This is a genomic window from Candidatus Yanofskybacteria bacterium, from assembly GCA_003514055.1.
Taxonomy (GTDB): domain Bacteria; phylum Patescibacteriota; class Minisyncoccia; order 2-02-FULL-40-12; family GWA2-44-9; genus UBA12115.
In genome coordinates, this window is sequence record DOSG01000008.1 from 106,050 (window position 1) to 124,494 (window position 18,445).

21 protein-coding genes are annotated in these 18,445 nt (G+C 40.9%); 6 read left to right on the top strand and 15 right to left on the bottom strand.

What is annotated here, in order from left to right; translation table 11 throughout:
• Nucleotides 1-25: 25 nt before the first annotated feature.
• From DEG18_02830 to DEG18_02865, 8 genes are all read right to left on the bottom strand, one after another.
• Nucleotides 26-838, bottom strand: a complete 813-nt coding sequence (locus tag DEG18_02830; GenBank protein HBX58516.1) for a hypothetical protein — start codon at nt 836-838, stop codon at nt 26-28.
• A 399-nt stretch (nt 839-1,237) separates the two neighbouring features.
• On the bottom strand, nt 1,238-2,479 hold the full coding sequence (locus DEG18_02835) for a hypothetical protein (GenBank protein ID HBX58517.1): 1,242 nt from the start codon (nt 2,477-2,479) through the stop codon (nt 1,238-1,240).
• Nucleotides 2,480-2,484: 5 nt separating this feature from the next.
• Entirely contained in the window at nt 2,485-3,204 is a 720-nt protein-coding gene (locus DEG18_02840; protein HBX58518.1) for a macrolide ABC transporter ATP-binding protein, read from the bottom strand.
• A 145-nt stretch (nt 3,205-3,349) separates the two neighbouring features.
• Nucleotides 3,350-5,014 (bottom strand): hypothetical protein, encoded by a 1,665-nt coding sequence (locus DEG18_02845; GenBank protein ID HBX58519.1) that lies wholly within the window; start codon nt 5,012-5,014, stop codon nt 3,350-3,352.
• Between the two features lie 73 nt (nt 5,015-5,087).
• Nucleotides 5,088-5,459 carry a hypothetical protein gene (locus DEG18_02850; protein ID HBX58520.1) on the bottom strand — a complete coding sequence of 124 codons (372 nt, stop codon included), beginning with the start codon at nt 5,457-5,459 and terminating at the stop codon, nt 5,088-5,090.
• The gene (locus tag DEG18_02855) at nt 5,452-5,997 is read right to left on the bottom strand and encodes a hypothetical protein (GenBank protein ID HBX58521.1); all 546 of its coding nucleotides are present in this window, start codon (nt 5,995-5,997) and stop codon (nt 5,452-5,454) included. Before DEG18_02855 ends, DEG18_02850 begins: the two co-directional genes overlap by 8 nt.
• A 33-nt stretch (nt 5,998-6,030) precedes the next feature.
• Nucleotides 6,031-6,780, bottom strand: a complete 750-nt coding sequence (locus DEG18_02860; protein ID HBX58522.1) for a hypothetical protein — start codon at nt 6,778-6,780, stop codon at nt 6,031-6,033.
• A gap of 47 nt (nt 6,781-6,827) precedes the next feature.
• A complete protein-coding gene (locus tag DEG18_02865) occupies nt 6,828-8,213 on the bottom strand; it encodes a hypothetical protein (GenBank protein ID HBX58523.1) in 1,386 nt (461 codons plus the stop codon).
• Nucleotides 8,214-8,285: 72 nt separating this feature from the next.
• Here DEG18_02865 and DEG18_02870 point away from each other — a divergent pair, with 72 nt between their 5' ends.
• The 3 genes from DEG18_02870 (at nt 8,286) to DEG18_02880 (ending at nt 11,711) form a co-directional block, all read left to right on the top strand.
• Nucleotides 8,286-9,563: a hypothetical protein gene (locus tag DEG18_02870; protein HBX58524.1), complete on the top strand. Its 1,278-nt coding sequence runs from the start codon at nt 8,286-8,288 to the stop codon at nt 9,561-9,563.
• Nucleotides 9,564-10,784: a phosphopyruvate hydratase gene (locus DEG18_02875; GenBank protein HBX58525.1), complete on the top strand. Its 1,221-nt coding sequence runs from the start codon at nt 9,564-9,566 to the stop codon at nt 10,782-10,784.
• A gap of 132 nt (nt 10,785-10,916) precedes the next feature.
• The gene (locus DEG18_02880; protein ID HBX58526.1) at nt 10,917-11,711 is read left to right on the top strand and encodes a hypothetical protein; all 795 of its coding nucleotides are present in this window, start codon (nt 10,917-10,919) and stop codon (nt 11,709-11,711) included.
• Nucleotides 11,712-11,742: 31 nt separating this feature from the next.
• Here the strand turns inward: DEG18_02880 and DEG18_02885 are convergent, their stop codons facing one another.
• The gene (locus tag DEG18_02885; protein HBX58527.1) at nt 11,743-11,988 is read right to left on the bottom strand and encodes a hypothetical protein; all 246 of its coding nucleotides are present in this window, start codon (nt 11,986-11,988) and stop codon (nt 11,743-11,745) included.
• 105 nt (nt 11,989-12,093) lie between these two features.
• Between DEG18_02885 and DEG18_02890 the strand changes: the two genes are divergently transcribed.
• From DEG18_02890 to DEG18_02900, 3 genes are read left to right on the top strand one after another with little or no spacing between them, the layout of a single operon-like run.
• The gene (locus DEG18_02890; protein ID HBX58528.1) at nt 12,094-12,582 is read left to right on the top strand and encodes a hypothetical protein; all 489 of its coding nucleotides are present in this window, start codon (nt 12,094-12,096) and stop codon (nt 12,580-12,582) included.
• A 12-nt stretch (nt 12,583-12,594) separates the two neighbouring features.
• A complete protein-coding gene (locus DEG18_02895; GenBank protein HBX58529.1) occupies nt 12,595-13,320 on the top strand; it encodes a 23S rRNA pseudouridine synthase F in 726 nt (241 codons plus the stop codon).
• Between the two features lie 39 nt (nt 13,321-13,359).
• Nucleotides 13,360-13,920: a hypothetical protein gene (locus tag DEG18_02900; GenBank protein HBX58530.1), complete on the top strand. Its 561-nt coding sequence runs from the start codon at nt 13,360-13,362 to the stop codon at nt 13,918-13,920.
• 71 nt (nt 13,921-13,991) lie between these two features.
• Here DEG18_02900 and DEG18_02905 read toward each other — a convergent pair whose 3' ends face one another.
• From DEG18_02905 to DEG18_02930, 6 genes are all read right to left on the bottom strand, one after another.
• Nucleotides 13,992-14,681: a hypothetical protein gene (locus DEG18_02905; GenBank protein ID HBX58531.1), complete on the bottom strand. Its 690-nt coding sequence runs from the start codon at nt 14,679-14,681 to the stop codon at nt 13,992-13,994.
• A 77-nt stretch (nt 14,682-14,758) separates the two neighbouring features.
• Nucleotides 14,759-15,595 (bottom strand): SAM-dependent methyltransferase, encoded by an 837-nt coding sequence (locus DEG18_02910; GenBank protein HBX58532.1) that lies wholly within the window; start codon nt 15,593-15,595, stop codon nt 14,759-14,761.
• A 65-nt stretch (nt 15,596-15,660) separates the two neighbouring features.
• Nucleotides 15,661-16,323, bottom strand: coding sequence for a hypothetical protein (locus DEG18_02915; protein HBX58533.1), 663 nt, complete (start codon nt 16,321-16,323; stop codon nt 15,661-15,663).
• 45 nt (nt 16,324-16,368) lie between these two features.
• The gene (locus DEG18_02920; GenBank protein HBX58534.1) at nt 16,369-16,668 is read right to left on the bottom strand and encodes a hypothetical protein; all 300 of its coding nucleotides are present in this window, start codon (nt 16,666-16,668) and stop codon (nt 16,369-16,371) included.
• A gap of 173 nt (nt 16,669-16,841) precedes the next feature.
• Nucleotides 16,842-17,579: a hypothetical protein gene (locus DEG18_02925; protein ID HBX58535.1), complete on the bottom strand. Its 738-nt coding sequence runs from the start codon at nt 17,577-17,579 to the stop codon at nt 16,842-16,844.
• 158 nt (nt 17,580-17,737) lie between these two features.
• A complete protein-coding gene (locus tag DEG18_02930) occupies nt 17,738-18,442 on the bottom strand; it encodes a hypothetical protein (protein HBX58536.1) in 705 nt (234 codons plus the stop codon).
• Nucleotides 18,443-18,445: the final 3 nt, after the last annotated feature.

Sequence of the window (18,445 nt, forward strand, 5' to 3'; positions counted from 1 at the left end):
AAGCCGAGCGTTGCTCGGCTATATATTACTGACTCCTCCTCAACAAGGCCTGCTGAGTCTTGGTCAGGTTCTTCACGTCGTAAAGAGCGTAATTTGAATATTCTGCATTCTTGGCTACTGCCTTAACCAGAACATCTTTCTGAACTCTGGTTAGACCCTTCATGTCGCGAAGAGTACGATATGCATATCTTACTTCTTTGGTCACTACTTTAATTAAGACATCTTTCTGAATTCTGGTCAGGCCGCCTACCTCGTAAAGAACGTCATGCGCATGTTCTGGGTTTTTGGCCAAACCCCTGACTAGAATGCCTTTCTGAGTGTTGGTCAGGTTCTTCACGTCACGAAGAACGTCAGATGCATATTCTGCACTCTTGGCCACGCCCTCAATCAAGATATCTTTTTGAGTCTCGGGCAGATCGCCTACCTCGCAAAGGACAGAAGACGCATCGGTCACGTCTTCAGCTACACGAGGAATACAGATATCCATGAAGGCCGATCTCCAGAGCTCGGGAGCTCTTATGAGAATGTAACTGGCATCGTCTGGCTGAAGAGATCGTTTGAGCATTTTGCTCCAAGTATCAAAAAGAGTTTCGGGGGATTCAAGATGAATGGCAATTTCAGGTGGGAATTGAGTTTTATCCCAAAAATCCCTGTTTTCGAATTGAGGCAAACTTTCTGTCACTGGGCCATAGAAAGCATCAATAGCACTGTGCCCCAATATGTCGTTATGCATCGTACCTCGTAGAGTCTCTCTCCCATGAGGAGAAAATACATCTTTGTCCGTCAGAAAGTAGATATTCCCTTTAATATCCTTCTTCCAAGAGATGAAGTCGCACATGACACGCTTCCTTTCAAGAGAACTGAGGTGAATATACCACGCCCAAGCGGCATATGTCAAGTAGAGCATCATGTCTCAACGGCTCGAAAAAAACCCATCTAGCAAAAAGTCTAGGCTTGGGCCTTCGCTTCGATCAGTTAGCTCAATTCAAGCGAAGCTCGGCTAGTTTTCTCATCATTCACAGACAAGTCATGTATTAGAGGGTAGGTAGATAAAGAATCCAAAAAGATAGGTCGAGGGCGATACAATCACTAAGAAAGAAGGCCTCCGCTTTGCGGAGGCCTTCTTTAAATAATAGTGCGAGGGTTACCTGTCTTTTTGGTTGTATTCTTTACTATCTATCCCGAGAATACATGATACAGGCGAGGACACGATGAGAAAACTAGCTGAGCGAAGCGGCTATTCATATCTCAACGCCTCAATCGGACTCTTTTGCGCCGCTTTTCGTGCCGGGAATATGCCGAAAATAAATCCTATCGCACTAGAAACGAATACTCCCAAGAACGCTCCAAGATAAGAAAAAGCAAATGGGAAGTTAGTCGTTGTCAGATGATTGATAGAGAAGGTGGCCGCATAAGCCAACGCTGTCCCTAAAAATATTCCAACCAATCCCCCGCTGACCGTAAATATGATTGCCTCGACTAAGAATTGAGTAAGAATATCTTTGTTGGTAGCTCCTAGAGCTTTTCTCAGACCTATTTCCCTAGTTCTTTCGGTAACAGAGACGAACATAATATTCATAATTCCGATACCTCCTACAACCAATGAAATCGCCGCAACAGAGCTCAATAGTATAGTGAGAATGTTCGTGATTAAGCTTACCGTGTCTACTAAATCGGCCTGGGTCTGTATAAAAAAGTCGTCCTTGTCTGGATCAGTAATATTATGATTCGATCTCAATACGGCCTTAATATCGCTGACCACATCTGGGATATTCTCAACCGTATCGGCAACTACAACTACGCGGTGATAATATTTTATACCCAAGACATACTGCTGAATAGTAGAAACTGGGGCCACGACTGCCTCGTCAAAGTTAACAAATACGGCTTGTCCTTTTTCCGCCATAAGACCAACAACTCTAAAATATTTATCTTTTATTTTTATCTTCTCACCAATTGGATCAGCAAGGCCAAATAATTTTTCAGCCACCGTCGTCCCAATAACTATTACATCGCTTTTTTGAGCGACATCTTCGTCAGTTATATTTGTTCCCCTTGCGATATCAACTTGGAATAAATCGAAAAGCCTCGGATCAGCGCCCAGAACAGTAGCGTTGTAAGTCTCAGAATCATAATTAACGCTCGCCGGAGTAAAGACCATTCCCGTAATCTTGGCTGCATTCGGGACATTACTCTTCTTGGTTAAATCCTTTAGATCCCTTTCTTTCAGCGAGTCGGCTAGCAAAGTGCTAGAACCATCAGAGAATCCTTCGGGCTGACGACCAGGTATGATGAAGACATTAGTTGAGCCCAATCCCTGGACCTGATCGACGATAAGTTTTTGAGCGCTCTGACCTATGGACATAACCAGAATGATAGAAGATATACCGATAACAATCCCGAGAATAGTTAAAGCTGAACGAGTCTTGTTCGTGGATAATCCTGTTATCGCCATTTGTACGGTATCTCTAATCTTCATTCCGATTATTTAAAGAATCCCTGCTTAGCGATTAATCGACGATTCTGAACCTTCTCGTCTCTATCAATTAACCCATCTTTGATATGTAATATCCTTTCAGCGCATTCAGCGACATACGATTCGTGAGTTACCAAAATTATTGTATTTCCCTGGGAATGTAAATCTTGCAAAAATGACATAATAATCTCACCAGACTTAGAATCCAAGCTTCCCGTTGGCTCATCAGCGAAAATAACCTTAGGATTATTAACTAGAGCACGGGCGATAGCTACTCTTTGCTTTTGGCCTCCAGATAGCTTCGTAGTCTTGAAATCTACCCTGTCATTTAGGTCCACCAAGCTGACCATGTCTCTCGCTCGCTTGTCTCTTTCTTCCTCGGATAACCTAGCATAGATTAAGGGCAATTTAACATTTTCCAATACCGTCAATTTGGGTAGAAGATTAAAAGCCTGAAACACGAAGCCCATCTCTTTGTTTCTAATATGCGCCAACTGGTCGTCTGAATACTCGGTTATATTGTGCCCATTAAATATATATTCGCCACCTGATGGCCTATCAAGCACTCCGAGAATTTGAAGAAGAGTAGATTTTCCGGAACCAGATGGACCGATGATGGCGACAAACTCGCCTTCGTTGATAGCCAAATCAACGCCATTCAATCCGGGCGTTCTTACGTCACCATCCACATATATCTTCTCTAGTGATTTAACTTCAATAAGAGCCATAAATAATTATCGAGTTAAGGGCGCAGATGTTAATTTTGAGAGACCCGCGCAGAGCCGACTGGGCTCGAGCGAGAGGGTGATTTCTCAGCAGAGAAATACAACCCGTGCTCGAAAAGTTAATATCTGCGACCTCTCGACGCACCTTCTATTGGATTAGAATTTTATCTCCGGCCACGAGGCCACTAACGATCTCCGTTTTTCCGTCTGACCCCTTCAGTCCTGTCGTAATTGGCATTTCATATACAACAGCGACGTCATCTCTTGTAGCTACTGATAAATTAGCAAATCTTGTGTTGGAAGCATCGTCTTGATTAGCCACCACGATTTTTACATATTTCTGGCCATCTCTTTGATAAATAGCTCTGGTCGGAATTACTAGAACCCCGTCTCTCATATCATTGAGTATGTCCATATTAGCAGTTAAGCCCGAACGAATCCTCTCATCGCTTTCGACAAACTGCAACTTAGTCTCATATGTCGGAACTCCATCAATCATCTTTTCGGCTGGGTATATGCTTGTAACCTTAGCCTCCCAAGAAAAATCTTGACCAAAAGCATCTAAGGTCACCTTGGCTGTATTACCTACATTAACCTTAGATATGTCAGCCTCTGGTATATTAGAGGTTATTTCATAATTTGAGTTGCCTAGAACTGAAATCGATGTCTTGCCTGGCGATACTATCTCGCCTCTCTGAATGTCCACCAGCGAGACTATGCCATTAATCGGAGAATAAATTATATTTCTAGATATCTGAGCATTGACCATGGCTAAGCTAGCTTCAGCCTGCTTAAGTTGAGCCCTAACTATCTCCACGTCATATGTGGTAGTTGGAGCTTTTTTAAGGTCTAGTTGGGCTTTGGCATTATTGAAAACGCTCTCAGCGCTCACAACTGCTTGCTCTTGGGCAGTTATGGAAGAAATTTGCGATATGACATTACTCCTCGCAGAAATAATTTTATTTTTTTCACTATCAGTAGTAGAGACGCCATTCATTCTCGAATATATGGAATCCATGGCAGATTTGACGCCATTCAACGCCGTTCTCGTGTCGGTCAGCAATAATTTTATCTGATCAGCCGACGGATTATTTTTTTGTTCAGTTAATCTACCGATAAGACCAGTCTTTAGTTCCAAAAAATACCAAGAAGCAGCTCGGCCCAAATCGGACTTGTCATATATAAGCTGCAGCACGCTGGCTTTATGATTGGCTAGATCAATATCCTCAGAGGAATTTTGAGTAAAATATATAGATTGAATATCCGTAAATGTCACCATCGCGCTGGTCGCGACGTTTATACTGCTTCCGGCGACATCAATAGAATTACGAGTACTCGTATCATTTAACGCTTTGAGGGCATTGTCATAATTAGTTTGGGAAACTTGAAGATCTTCCAATCTTGGACCAGCCATAAGTTGATCTAATTTTGCCTTTGCCGAATCAACTGCGGCCTGAGCGCTATCTCTCTGAGCACCAAGTTCACCAAGATCAATCATAGCCAAGGTCTGGCCACTTTTCACTTTATCACCGACTTTAACGCCAATCCAACTTACTCTGCCTGAACCACTAAAGCCTAAGTCCACCTTGTCTGATTTCTGGACCCGGCCAGTAGCCGAAACAGCCTGCTCAATCCGTCCGATTTGAGCCTCGGCAGTTCTATGTGTGATAGCGCTATCTTTGAATAGATAGAAACTGATCACTGCGATGATCAAAACAGCCAAAATTAGAAGATATTTCCTTCTCTTTATGAAGGCGCCTATTTTGTTTATTTTATCCATTAGTGTATTGATATTATCCATATAATTCCCCATATTATACTAAATTATTCACCGAATGTAAATACCGCCCCTTTAGAGCGGTATTTACGACTTATTGGTCGCTTTTCTAATTAATCGGGCACCCGCTCTCTCTGGCTAATTTTTCAACCCCTTGCGCACCTTCGAATCTCTTACCATCGGGGAATACCCAGGTTGGATATCCAGAGACCTTAGCATCAACGCATTTCTGCGTTTCTTCAGTGCACTCTACATATGGTACATATTGGAAGGAGCTTCCGAAACCTTTCTTCTCGCTCTGACAGTGACTGCACCAATACGCTCCATACATAGTAATCTTCTTATCGGCTAAACATTTTGCCAAATTATCATACTTGCCATCGGGCACATTCGTAGTCTTTCCAGTGAGCCAAAAGACGAGTCCAAAAATTCCAACTAAGATAAGTACAACTCCTCCGACTATTATATTATTCTTATTCATCGCAACAATTCACTAATTTATTAACGATGTCTTCAAATTTCCAAGGCTTTGATTCTGGATCTTTGGTAGCGCCTCCTTGATTATCCGTCATAGCTTCACTGATTACCTTCTTTACGTTAGACATATCTATAAGCTTTAGTCTTATGCCCCAAAATATCGAATAAGTTCTATACGCATGATCGTACATCTGCTTGGCTTCTTCTTTCTTGCCGTCTGAGTAATATTTTGTACCAACTTCGATCATTCTCATCGTCGTGGCTAGCAAATGTTTTGACACGCACCAAGTTTCGCCCTCATGCTCATCTATCATCTTCCCGAGTAGAACTTTACGTATTCCCCTGACTTCATTGAGCATATCGAAATAATCCAGCTTATTCGTTTTCTCGGCAGTAAAATAAAAATGCTCCTCTAAGCTTACGAGATTCATAACAGCGATACTAAGATCTTCATCGCTAGAAAGATCAAAAGCCTTGCCCTTTTTTAAGTCCGATATTCTTTCGACCAGCTTATCGAAACTCTCCCTATTTAATTGATCCATAATTGATAGTTAATTAAATTATCACAAATTAATTTATTGAAAAATGAATATAGCTAACCCCAATAATATCATGATCAGCCCCATGAATAATCTCGTATTTCTAGATTCCTTGCTCCAGCTTTCTACCTTGCTTAAGACTACCTTGTCACTTGCTATAAACAATATCACAACCAATGGCAGGACAAAAATTAAATTATAGAATAACAGATACATAAATCCGGCTAGATATGTCTGACTGTCGTGTACTAGCCCCAGGACCATCAGATATGGCCCACCAGTGCACGGGAACTCGTACATGCCCACTACCACTCCCATAATAAAAGCAGTTGGCACAGAGGATTTTTCGATTAAACGACCAATCTTATCGTGTGCTGATTGAGGGATAGCCAGACGAATTGGAAATTTAGGAAAATAATTATTGATAATTTCAAGTATCCCGAAGGCAATCATTACGCACGCTCCCGCTTTAGAAAGAAAATGCGGCATATTAAACAGACTCAGAACTCTAAGAGTTCCTAGTCCTATAAGTATGTACACGGCAAAGATACCTAGAATGTACATACCCCCTACTGCAAGAATGTGAGATCTCAGCTTACCTAAGCTAAAAAGGAAAGCTATAGTGATTATAAGAATTGAAAAAGCGCAGGGGTTCACGCTATCGACCAATGCCGCAGAGAATAATACTGGAAACAAATGTTTATCTCCGGAATAGGCCTGGAATATGTAAAACAAAACGGCCGCCAAAGCCAAAACAAATACGGCCGCTTTTAATCTCTTTCCCATCTGAAAATAATACCACACCCGTCACTTCTTGAGAAACCGCGCCTCACCTACTTCTTGCACCTATATATCACGATCTGATTACTGATTTCATTGCCAGTATCAGCAAACTCCTTAACTCGTTGACAATACTTTTGAAATATTTCTTCGCTAAAATAGCCTCCATAGCCACCATCGAAAATGCCAAATTCTGGATAATGACTTACCCTTCCCACCATGTATCCGCCGGCCTCGGCCAATGCGCCACTTACGGCGCTTAGATCCTGCGCGCCAGAACCAAAAGCCTGAGCATTGGTGTCTATAAAATTGCCAAATAACTCTCTACCAGAAGCTAGGGCTATAAGTGGTGCTACCTCGTGCGATCCATATAGAGGCAGAGCATCAGGCAGAGTCCTTACATAATCACCAATCTCATACAAATTAGTGAATCTGCCCCGAGTAGAAAAGTCCTTAGCATACCCCACGAATGCATGCGGAACAAATATTATTAAAAGAACTAGAACTACTTTTACTAAATTTCTAGTCCAATTCACCAAACTCCAAAATTTATCGATAAGTATCAACGAGAAAAGTACTAGATACGGCATTAGGGAGCCAAGATATAGGTAGTATATATCCTTAAAAAATATGAAGAATGCCAACGTCAGGATCCAAGAGTAAAACAAATAGCTTCTCCTCAGAAAATATGCTCCTACAATGCCGAGAGTTATCAATAGCCACTCTCTAGCCAGGAAGAAGCCAAAAACATCAACCTTATTCAGGCCCTTTGGTCTACTAAATTGATGCATCACCATGTAATCAAAAACCTTCTGCGGTGAAGCCAAGAAAAAAGGCAGCATGATTAATCCCAAACCTATGCCCATACCAATCATGATCTTCTTCAAATCACAACGCTCCCCTCTAAGATATAAATAGATAATAAAGCCCAGATAGGCGGGAAGGATATAGAGTTTAGTAAGGAAAGACGCAGTCCAAAGGAAACCAGAGATAACAGGTCGTCTTCTCTCGTTAGCAAAGATAGCGGTCACCATCAAGAAAACGGCTAGCTGTAAGCCGGTAAGGAAATCAGAGGTAGAGGCCACAGTAAAAGAAAAAAGATAAATAGCTGGAGCCAAGAATGCGAACTTATTAGACCTATTCCTGAGAATTAAAAATAGCAAAATAGCAGTTCCCGACTCCAATATGGCTGGGAGAATCTGAAACCAGATAAGATGATTGCCGAATATCAGCTTAAATGGCAAAAGAAAAAGCAAGAAAAACGGAGGATCGGCTAAGAAAAAATCAGAATATGGCATGTCGCCAGCCAAGATAGCTTGGGCCATATAAATATAAGCATTGCCATCGCCAAAACGAAAATACAAATTAGAAAACTTGAATAGAAGAAAACCAGAAACACTCAATCCAACAAAAACATACGACCAGATCTTCTTTGTCATCTTTAAATATTAAATACTATTGGCGCTAAAAGCAACTTTCCAAAGCAACATTAATGAGATAATATATAGTGTATGCTTAACACGTCTACCGAAAAACATTGGATAACAAATTTCGAAGAGTTGGCCTCAGATAAATTCAGAAAGGACGCATTATTGATTGCGGAAGCTGGCCTAGATGCGATTGATACGGACAAAGTTATCGCTGACTCGATAAAAATAGATGACCATGATCTCTACATAAAAGATAAGGTTTTCAATTTGGACGACTTTGAATCTATCAAAATAATTGGCTTCGGTAAGGCATCTTCAAGAGCCGCTCATGCGCTGGAAGGAATACTAAAAGATAGAATCTCCGAAGGCGCAGTCATAGATAAAGATCCCTATGTCTGCGATACTGTTATTGTTCATCGCGGGACTCATCCTAGGCCATCACTAGAGAATTACGCAGCGACCAAAGAAATAGTTTCTCTGGCCGAAAAGTCAGGAGAAAAAGATTTAGTCATAGTTATCGTGTCAGGCGGTGGATCGGCGCTTTTATGCTGGCCGGAAGTAGAATGCACCAAAGGTCAGGAGCTATATGACAACTTCCTTAAATCTGGTGAAACCATCAAGGAGCTCAACGTGGTCCGTAAACATCTTTCAACCATCAAAGGCGGAGGCTTGGCTAAATTACTTTATCCAGCGACAGTTGTTAGTCTAATATTCTCAGACATTCCCGGCAATTATTACGACCAGGTTGCTTCAGGGCCAACATTCAAGGACCCAACGACCAAAGAAGAGGCTAAGGAGATTATCGAAGAACTAAATCTCGGAAATTTTGAATTATTTGAAACTCCTAAAGAAGATCTCTATTTCGAAAAAGTACATAACATAACCTTAGTATCAAATGCCATAGCCCTAGACGAAATGGCCAATAAGGCGAAATCTCTAGGCTACGAACCTCAGATATTGTCGTACGAAAATTATGAGAATGCTCGCGATACACTAAGCAATTTAATCAGAATATCTTCGCCGAAATCCGTAATTTTGGCTGGTGGTGAAATAAAATTAAAAGTAGATAGGCCCGGAGGTAGTGGAGGCAGGAACTCTTTCCTGGCGCTTAAAGCGATCAACAAAATCAAGAATGCGGTATTCGTAAGTTTGGCTTCCGACGGCACCGATAACGGTAGCTCCGCCGGAGCAATCGTTGACGAGAATACTCTCGAACAGGCCAATCTTGGATCTATTAATCTCGAGGAATCTGTAGCGGCTTTTGACTCTCATAATATACTAGAGAAGATAAATAGCATTATATATACTGGCCCGACTGGCGCTAACGTGTCAGACCTAATAATACTTTTAAATAAATAGATGTCACAAAAAATAAAATCAATATCGGCCGAAAAAATATTAGACTCGAGAGGCAATGCAACGGTGTCTGTTACCGTCGAAGCTACTGGTGGCAGTGGTTCCTTCTCGGTGCCATCTGGTGCAAGCACTGGTACGTTTGAAGCTAATGAAATCAAGGATATCGCTAGGGTCATAAATAACATAGAGACCAAGATCTCCCCCAAATTAGTTGGAATGGATGTCACCGACCAAGAGAACATAGACGAAACTCTCGTCAGTCTAGATGGCACCACTAATAAGTCAAATTTGGGTGGTAACGCCACAATAGGAGTAAGTATCGCCTGCGCTAAGGCCGCGGCGAAATCACTCGGTCAAGAACTTTTTGAATATTTAAATGGATTATCTGAGATCAAACCATCCCGATCAGTCCCATTTTTGTTCATGAATTTAATCAACGGCGGCAAACACGCCCACTCTAAACTTCCATTTCAGGAATACCACGTCGTGCCCCAGACCGAATCAATCGAAGAAGCCCTTGATATGGGCACAAAAATATTCAAAGCTTTGAGAGAGAAAATTGATAAAGAGATGGCTCCATCATTCTCTAACGTCGGCGACGAAGGCGGCGCGACCGTAGACGTAGGCCAAACAATCGAAACAGACGATGTCTTCATTCCATTAACACTTCTATCTGAAACTATTGATGAGCTGGAATTAAAAGGTAAAGTACGATTAGCCATGGACGTTGCGGCATCGTCTTTCTTCGAAAATGGTAACTATGCAATCGGTAAGAATCTCAATAGCCAAGAGCTCTACGAGATCTATAAAGAGATGCTCAGCAAGTACGACATTATGTCTATCGAAGACCCATTTTCTGAAGATGAGTTTAATATGTTCTCTCAGATTTTAAAGGAAAATAACGGCCTATACATTGTAGGCGATGACTTGACCGTAACTAACACTAAGCGCTTAGAGATGGCCATAGCCGCCAAGAGTATAAACGCCATAATCATAAAGCCAAATCAGATCGGAACACTAACCGAGACTTTGAATACCATGAAGCTAGCCAGAGATAACGACATAGAGTGCATCGTAAGCCACCGCAGTGGCGAGACAGAAGACGATTTCATTGCCGACCTAGCCTATGCCTTTAGGTGCTTCGGATTAAAATCAGGGGCACCAAATCGTGGTGAAAGAGTTGCCAAATACAATCGCCTACAGCACATAACTTCATTAAAATAAATCTCGGTCGTGGATGTGGGTTTTTCGAGTACGGGTTGTATTTTTCTGCTGAAAAATCACCCTCTCTCTCGGGCCCAGTCGGCCCTGCGAGAGCCTCTCAAAACCCACATTCACGACTGCCATAATCACAACATGCCATCAAAAGCACAGATAGTTGCAACAATTGGTCCAGCCAGCGGAAGCGTAGAGATACTTAGAAAGCTGATAGGACATCAAGTCGACGCGATTCGTTTAAATTTTTCCTGGGGAACATATGAAGAACACGCCGGCTACATCGCCAACGTTCGCCAAGTTGCGGAAGAATTAAATAAAAGAGTGCCCATAATTCAGGATTTATCTGGCCCGCGCGAGCAAGAAACTTCTGGACATCATTTTGATTCCGAGAAAGAGATACTAACCGCTAAAGACTTAACAGATCTGGCTTTCGGAATAGACCAGAAAGTTGAATACGTAGCCATGTCTTACGTTGGAAGCGCAGAAGATATAAAGAAATTACGATCAGAGATGGCCAAGCTAGGAGCAAGCATTCCCGTTATCGCTAAAATCGAGAGAAAGATCGCCATAGACAACGTTGATTCCATAATAGCTGAGGCTGACGCCATAATGATTGCTCGCGGAGATATGGGCAATGAGATCCCGCTAGAGCAAATCCCCTTCACCCAAAAGATGATTACCGAAAAATGCAAAGCAGCTAAAAAGCCGGTAATTACTGCCACCCAAATGATGTTATCTATGGTTGAAAGTCTGGAACCGACACGAGCCGAGATCACCGACGTCGTCAATGCGATACTTAATGGATCGGATGCAGTTATGCTTTCCGAGGAATCAGCCAGAGGCAAACACCCAGTAGAGGTAGTTGAATTTATGGAAAGAGCTGTCAATGAAGCAGAGAAACACGAACCAAAGATGGATATAAATCCACTCTGATATATGCCTACGCTCAAAATAAAAGCCGCTATTAGCGGCTTTTGCTTGTCTTAGATTTACGCCTGGACTCACGACATCGTGATGTAATCTCACGCTTTATTTCAGAGAAGGCCTCTCCGCGAAGAATTCTGATGAATATCTTGCTCAGCTCATCGCCGACTTCATCTGGCAGTACGTTGTCTCTCACATAAACGGAATGCCTATGGCCAGCATGTCTCAAATTAACGTATACCTCAAAATGGTTTAAAATCGTGGTCCAGAAGTCCCTCTTGGACATATCCACCTCTACCCGTGAAAAATCTACATGAAAAGATAATACATTTTGACAATTTCGTCAATTATTCGTAATATCATTATCGGAACTATCTGTCACGAGGTGAGCATGATACGTTTTAGAAACTTTAAAACAAAATGGCACAAATTCTGCGAGAAGCTAGCATTTGAATTTAATCTCGCCATTAAAGATATCGACATGAATTTTGTTCTTGAACAAATTCTCAGACATTATCCAGAGAATGACAAAAATCAAATTGGAGCATATCACGTAATTAAATGTCTGGAGGCATTCGAACATTCACGAACTATCATATCGGGTCTGCGTATAGGCGGCGTCGATAACGAGAAATTCCTACTCGAAATAGAGGCAATCCTGTGGTTCCACGGATTGATTCGTACGCCAGGAGATAAAAACAATGTAGCCAAAACTGTAAATCTAACAAAAATTCTCCTATCCCGTTTGGGTGCGCCGAAGAGGTTTGTGCTCAGAGTAACCAACGGAATAATTGCCATTCGTAGCCACCAAGAGCAAAGCGATGACAGGGCTATTCAAATCGCCATAAACATACATCACGATACGGTGGGCAGGTACTAGGACCAAGAGGCCATGCGGCCTCTTTTTTCATATCCTATTTTGTGGCATACTAGCCCCATGAATAAGCCCAAAGAGAATAAGTTTCCAATGCGTATCAATAAATACCTAGCCCATAAAGGCTATTCGACACGTCTCGGTGGAGACGAATTGGTTCGGAATAAGATGGTCAAAATTAATGGTAAGGTGGCCGAACTAGGAAGCAAAGTCGAGGAAAAAGATAAGGTTGAGATAATTGGAGGAGATAAAGAGCGGAAATATAAATACTTCGCATACAATAAACCGATTGGTCAAACGACTGAAGACATAGTTTTCACCGAAGGATTTCCGCTAGGGAGGCTGGACAAAAGTTCTCACGGGCTGATATTGGTGACAGACGACGGACGCGTCACCGATCGACTACTGAATCCAGACTACTCGCACGAGAAAGAATACATAACCTATACCCACGACAAACTGCCGTCTAATTTCAAAAAGAGAATGGAACTTGGAATTAATATAGAGGGCTATATCACTAAGCCATGTAGAATTGACGTCCTCGGAGAAAACAAGTTCAGGATAGTACTAATCGAAGGGAAGAAACACCAAATACGTCGCATGTGTGCGGCACTTGGACTGAGGATAAGAGATCTAAAAAGAACCAGAATTATGAACATAATGCTGGGCGAGCTGCCAGATGGCCATAAACGCCAAATAGACGGGAAAGAATTGAAAGATTTCCTAGGTGGCATCGGCTTATAACTATACAGGAGATGCGAGTTGAGTTAATATGTATTCAAGATGACAAAATTGCTAAAGAATTTCATTTGGTTGACAGTTAGCACATCGATTGCCAGCTTAATCATCGGCCTCATAGCTGGCTTTTATTATCGAGACTGGAAAATCAAAAATATCGCCTATTGCCTACCCGAACAGATAAGTGCTGAAGCCAAATTTGAAGGAGCCGCTGGCAACATATTCGGAACGTTTATTATCAAGAACAACTCCGAAAATACGTGTCAAATAGATGGTAAAACATTTGTTGAGGCTAATTTCGATAAAGATTTATATACAAATATAAACTTAATAAATGACGGCCTGGCCGGCACTTCAATTTATGTCCTGAAGCCCCAGGAATCAGTCTACGCCGCGATTCATATACCCAACGGCCCTCAATGTAGTTCCAAGATACGTTCTGTTCCGACAACATTTAGCTATGCCATATCGCCCGACAATAGCATAATCTTCAACATCAATAATCAGGCTAAAAAAGAATTTTTAATAACTGCCTGTGGAGCAGCAGGAGAATTCACCGATGTTTCCATAACTAATCTCTCCGACCAGACAAGTAACCAACAATAATATTGATTACTCTTGTCGCAGAATACAAAAGGCCTAGGCGTAACGCCTAGGCCTTTTGTATTTATATTCAACTAGAAAACTAATCGGGCTAGGACTATGGTTACTGCGTAGAATAACCAATGAAGAAGATTTGAATAAATAAATCCATTCCTTACCCGTAATATAAGATACGGAAAAACAAACGACGCGGCCACAGCCGCGATTGTGAATGTGGCCGTATGGATTAACCCACTGCCTCCGAAAACGAGTAATAAATGCGCTCCGCCAAAGAGAATGGCCGACCAGATAGAAGTCTCTTTGATGGTCATCTCGTGAGCCGAAAAAGTAAGCACCATGGCCGCCACAAGAAATTGTTGCAGTAAGATTTCTATAGACTTAGGCAAAAAATACCAAGGCGTGGCGAATAACAATTCCGAAGGCGGCTGCCAAGCTTTAGCCCAAACTATTGGCTGGAAATTAGGTAAAAGATAGGTTAAATATAAAACGATACCAGCGATGCTAGCACCTATAATAATATAAGTTGACAAACGATTTTCTACAGGCTTCCAACCCTTATACACATTCCAGAATGAGAATATCGTAAGCGCTAGCCAGAATATATAATAAAGCGCGATGCGAATGGGTTCAGCATCATATCCCTTACTAAATAAAATGTAATATCCAACATTTGAAGCAATCCACAGAGCTGCGATCTGCGGTATTACCATCATCGACGGGAGCTCTTTTGTACCAGATAATTTATTTGTCTTAATTTCCATCATTGTGCCTATGATTTGATTGTACTCCAAACAAGCTTTGCCCGAAACTATCCCAACTATCCCATCAATTATTTTTTATTTTACTTCTCTACGGAAAAAACTCGATAAGTTATAATACCATTTTTAAATAGATAATATTGATCTATCCCCGCCCTGTTGTTGTCAGCCAGAAGCTGAGGCGTTAATCGAAGCCAAGTCGTCAGCGTTGAAAGCGGCCAGCTCCAACGAGACATACGAGCCATTCTCACAGCAGTCGGTAAGATTGCCTCAGTTTTATCTATATTTTGAATATTTCTAAAACCTACCCTGCGTATTTCACTCTCGAACTCTTTTGATTCGGCAAGATTGTCTAAGGCCATGCCCCTTAAAAAATTAACCAGCTTTTTCTTCTCCAGTGCATTATTAGGACTACGCTCTAGAAAGCCATCGGCGACAATAATACGCCCTCCGGGCTTTAAAAGACGAAAGGCTTCTCTCAGAAAATCAGACTTGTTTATTGCATGGCAAACGCTTTCGATAGCCCAAACAATATTAAATGATGCATCTGGGAAATTAGTGTGCGTATAATCTTGCAGATAGAATTCCGTCTTGTCTTCAACCCTCAGTCGTTTTTGTAGCTTCTTTGCTTTGGCTAATTGTTTCTCGCTGATCGTAATTCCTACACCCTGGATTCCCTTGTTCTTAACAAGCCAGAAGAGGCTCCCACCGACTCCACATCCGGCGTCTAAAACCCTGTCTCCAGATTTAATATTGGCTTGGTCGGCTAAAAATCTGTTCGTATTTAATAACGCTTCTCGGAGATTTCTCGTATGGCTATCCCAAATGCCATAATGAACCGCACGCGTATCTCCATGCCAAAAAAATCTATATAAATTCAGTGTATAATCGTAATATGCTTTGACTTCGTCTTGATACATATTTATTTTACATGGCTACGAGCTATTGAGCCTGCTACAGCCTGGATCTGCGGAAATTATGACACTTATTGCGCTCCGATCTTTCTGATTATTACCTGCCATTCAGACTTATCTTCATTCTCGCTATTTGTGTGTTTATCTTCTCTTACCTCAAGGATTTCAAAGCCGTGACGATCAGCTAAGCCTCGGATTTCCGATTCGGTAAAATAGTGCTGAACTTCTTGGCTATCAGCGACCACGAAGGACTTGCCGCCGTTTTCATTCTCAACAATTAATTCTTCTCCTTTCTTGGGCGCTTGGGAGATTGAGCGAACAGTTATGAGAGCTAAGGCGCCATTTTTAAGGACTCTCTCGATTTCTGAAAAAGAAGTTTCCAGACCCTCATCATCGTTATAGTCTAAGACGCGATTACAAACTAATGAATCAAAAGACTCGCGATCAAATGGAAGCTTGTGAATGTCGCCAACCAAGACGTGAGCATTAGAAAAATCTTTAAGTACCTCATTTGCTCTATTTATCCCAGCTTCTGACAGGTCAATTGCCGTAACGTCTATGCCCTTCTCTGCAATATATCTACTATGTCTTCCGGCCCCTGCTCCCAAATCAAGACATTTTTTAGTTCCAGCTAAATATTTATCAACAAAATACGTGACCACGCTTCGTGGCTTTGTTTCCTCCTTTGAGGCATATTTCCTATCATACATGTCCGTCCCAAATCTTTCTTTCATAATCTTGACCTCATGTGCCTAGAACTATAGATCTAGGACGGCATTCTAGGATTTAATGTAGACCAATTCTATAGGTTGGAAAATAATCTGAACAGTTACTTGCTTCATTTTTATCTTGATCTCTTCCACAATATTAATAACAGCCTCTCGCCACTTCGTAGATTCAGTAGTATGGAAGGGATTTCTAGTACCTTGAAGGATGAGGACATCTTCACCATCATCGGGACACCCTTTCTCGGTTTGATAAACAACCTTGCCCATGTTCACTCTAACAGTTACAAAGATGCCAGTTTCTTTCTCAACTTCTAGAGAAATATTTCTCCAAAGTTCAATAAAATTTTTCAAATGGTGGCCGTAAATTGTTCTGTCTTATATTCAAATTTATTCATATGTATTCGTTTTTGGTCTATATCTAAATACTCCTAGGATGAAACGACTTATACCATGACTTAACTAATATCTCCTGCCTGGAGCTACCCATTTTAAATTAAAAATAATTAGAAGATGCTCTGATATTATCATATAAATTTTAATTGGATTAGGGTCAAGAGCAATATTACCAAAGTTAGAGCATAAGTAATCGCATAGTTCCTAAGAACTATCCAGTTTTCAGCTGGCGACACTCGAAGCTTTTGTTTTAACATGCTCTCTGAGATAGAGCCACCGTATTGTTTGAGATCATTGATTTTATAAAAAAGCGTTATTGGTTCATATTCACCAGGAGAATTAAAAATAATTGATGCCCTGGCTTTTAACTTTTGCGGACTCAAGCTAATTCCGCCAGCCTGAGGTTGGCCTTCCAAAAACTTACCATCTTCTACGGGTACCCCAATAGAACTAAAGAAAGCGAAATTGAATTCTCTGTATATACCTTTGAATTCTTCGAATGAATTTTCGTTGGCACCCAAATTCATGACTTTGGCTCTTAGGCTAATGATCCTACCAGCAATAAAACCACCCCTCGATTCCAAATCCAAATGAAGTGGTATACCAGGATGATTAGGTCCCTTGCTACCTGGTATGCCTATCGTCCAGCCTTCCCTTACAATGGGTATAAAAAAACCTTGCATGGCAAGGAAAGCCCAGAACAAAAAGAGTGAAAGAATATAATTTCTAATCTCAAAATTAAAATAATTTATGTGTTTTAAAAAAAGTAATATTGCTATTACAAAGGCAAATATAAGCTCGAAAACCGTAGTTCTTGATATATCATACCTAAAAAAAGTTTTTATATTAGACAAAATGACTTTAAACATTTAGACCTAAATAACTCTTAGTTACTGTCTAATCTTCCTGGTTGTTATAAATTTAATCAATTTGGCTGGCATCCCCGGTCTAGAACCAGTGGTATTCAAGTATTGTAAGGATTTTTGAGGGGTCTTTCCAGAGGCGATTTAACACGTCTCGGTCATCATCAGATTCTCCTATTAATAAGATTTTCTTGATGAGCTTTTATAACCTGCTCTGAAATATCAAAACAATTAAAGTACTCAAAAGCCTCTTTAATAAATGACCTGCTCACAGATAAGTGGTCAAACAAAATTTCTCTATCAATTTTATTAGAAACAACAATGCTATCTATTTTACAAACATACTCTTGCCAGAAAGGAATTATGTTGGAACTAAAAATAGTTTGGAGTTTTCTATCTTTTGTTCCATTAACTTTAATAGTTAGCTTGCCTTTATCTATATTAGTATTTTCAAGCAAATTTTTAATAAACAAAACAATCTCCGTGAATTTATATATTGTACTAATGAAATCCAGGTATTCGCCTGGTTTAAGTTCTTTATTGTTTAGCTTACCAATCGTATCCTCGTATAGTGCAAATCTTGCCAAAAACTGGCCACTTTGATATAAGCGAAACATCTCGATAAATTTATCCCAATCGGTAAAAAATTCTAATCCAGATTCAAAAATGTAGGGTCTTTTTGTGTGTTCTAGGTCTTGATTCGGTATATGAGGAAAACTCCAGCCCCGAAGGCTAACTACCGATTTTTCTAAAATATCTTTGAGCTTTGCTTTCGAAATTAAGTTCTTCTCAAAAGCTTGTGATGGCTCAAAAATAACTTCCATATTCCCCACGGTCTTAAGTTTGTTTCTAACATCTGCGATATTCATAAT

Excerpts from the sequence above, each read along its gene's own strand:
- DEG18_02830 (HBX58516.1), bottom strand. The coding sequence starts at position 838 with ATGTGCGACTTCATCTCTTGGAAGAAGGATATTAAAGGGAATATCTAC.
- DEG18_02835 (HBX58517.1), bottom strand. The coding sequence starts at position 2,479 with ATGAAGATTAGAGATACCGTACAAATGGCGATAACAGGATTATCCACG.
- DEG18_02840 (HBX58518.1), bottom strand. The coding sequence starts at position 3,204 with ATGGCTCTTATTGAAGTTAAATCACTAGAGAAGATATATGTGGATGGT.
- DEG18_02845 (HBX58519.1), bottom strand. The coding sequence starts at position 5,014 with ATGGGGAATTATATGGATAATATCAATACACTAATGGATAAAATAAAC.
- DEG18_02850 (HBX58520.1), bottom strand. The coding sequence starts at position 5,459 with ATGAATAAGAATAATATAATAGTCGGAGGAGTTGTACTTATCTTAGTT.
- DEG18_02855 (HBX58521.1), bottom strand. The coding sequence starts at position 5,997 with ATGGATCAATTAAATAGGGAGAGTTTCGATAAGCTGGTCGAAAGAATA.
- DEG18_02860 (HBX58522.1), bottom strand. The coding sequence starts at position 6,780 with ATGGGAAAGAGATTAAAAGCGGCCGTATTTGTTTTGGCTTTGGCGGCC.
- DEG18_02865 (HBX58523.1), bottom strand. The coding sequence starts at position 8,213 with ATGACAAAGAAGATCTGGTCGTATGTTTTTGTTGGATTGAGTGTTTCT.
- DEG18_02870 (HBX58524.1), top strand. The coding sequence starts at position 8,286 with ATGCTTAACACGTCTACCGAAAAACATTGGATAACAAATTTCGAAGAG.
- DEG18_02875 (HBX58525.1), top strand. The coding sequence starts at position 9,564 with ATGTCACAAAAAATAAAATCAATATCGGCCGAAAAAATATTAGACTCG.
- DEG18_02880 (HBX58526.1), top strand. The coding sequence starts at position 10,917 with ATGCCATCAAAAGCACAGATAGTTGCAACAATTGGTCCAGCCAGCGGA.
- DEG18_02885 (HBX58527.1), bottom strand. The coding sequence starts at position 11,988 with ATGTCCAAGAGGGACTTCTGGACCACGATTTTAAACCATTTTGAGGTA.
- DEG18_02890 (HBX58528.1), top strand. The coding sequence starts at position 12,094 with ATGATACGTTTTAGAAACTTTAAAACAAAATGGCACAAATTCTGCGAG.
- DEG18_02895 (HBX58529.1), top strand. The coding sequence starts at position 12,595 with ATGCGGCCTCTTTTTTCATATCCTATTTTGTGGCATACTAGCCCCATG.
- DEG18_02900 (HBX58530.1), top strand. The coding sequence starts at position 13,360 with ATGACAAAATTGCTAAAGAATTTCATTTGGTTGACAGTTAGCACATCG.
- DEG18_02905 (HBX58531.1), bottom strand. The coding sequence starts at position 14,681 with ATGATGGAAATTAAGACAAATAAATTATCTGGTACAAAAGAGCTCCCG.
- DEG18_02910 (HBX58532.1), bottom strand. The coding sequence starts at position 15,595 with ATGTATCAAGACGAAGTCAAAGCATATTACGATTATACACTGAATTTA.
- DEG18_02915 (HBX58533.1), bottom strand. The coding sequence starts at position 16,323 with ATGAAAGAAAGATTTGGGACGGACATGTATGATAGGAAATATGCCTCA.
- DEG18_02925 (HBX58535.1), bottom strand. The coding sequence starts at position 17,579 with ATGTTTAAAGTCATTTTGTCTAATATAAAAACTTTTTTTAGGTATGAT.
- DEG18_02930 (HBX58536.1), bottom strand. The coding sequence starts at position 18,442 with ATGAATATCGCAGATGTTAGAAACAAACTTAAGACCGTGGGGAATATG.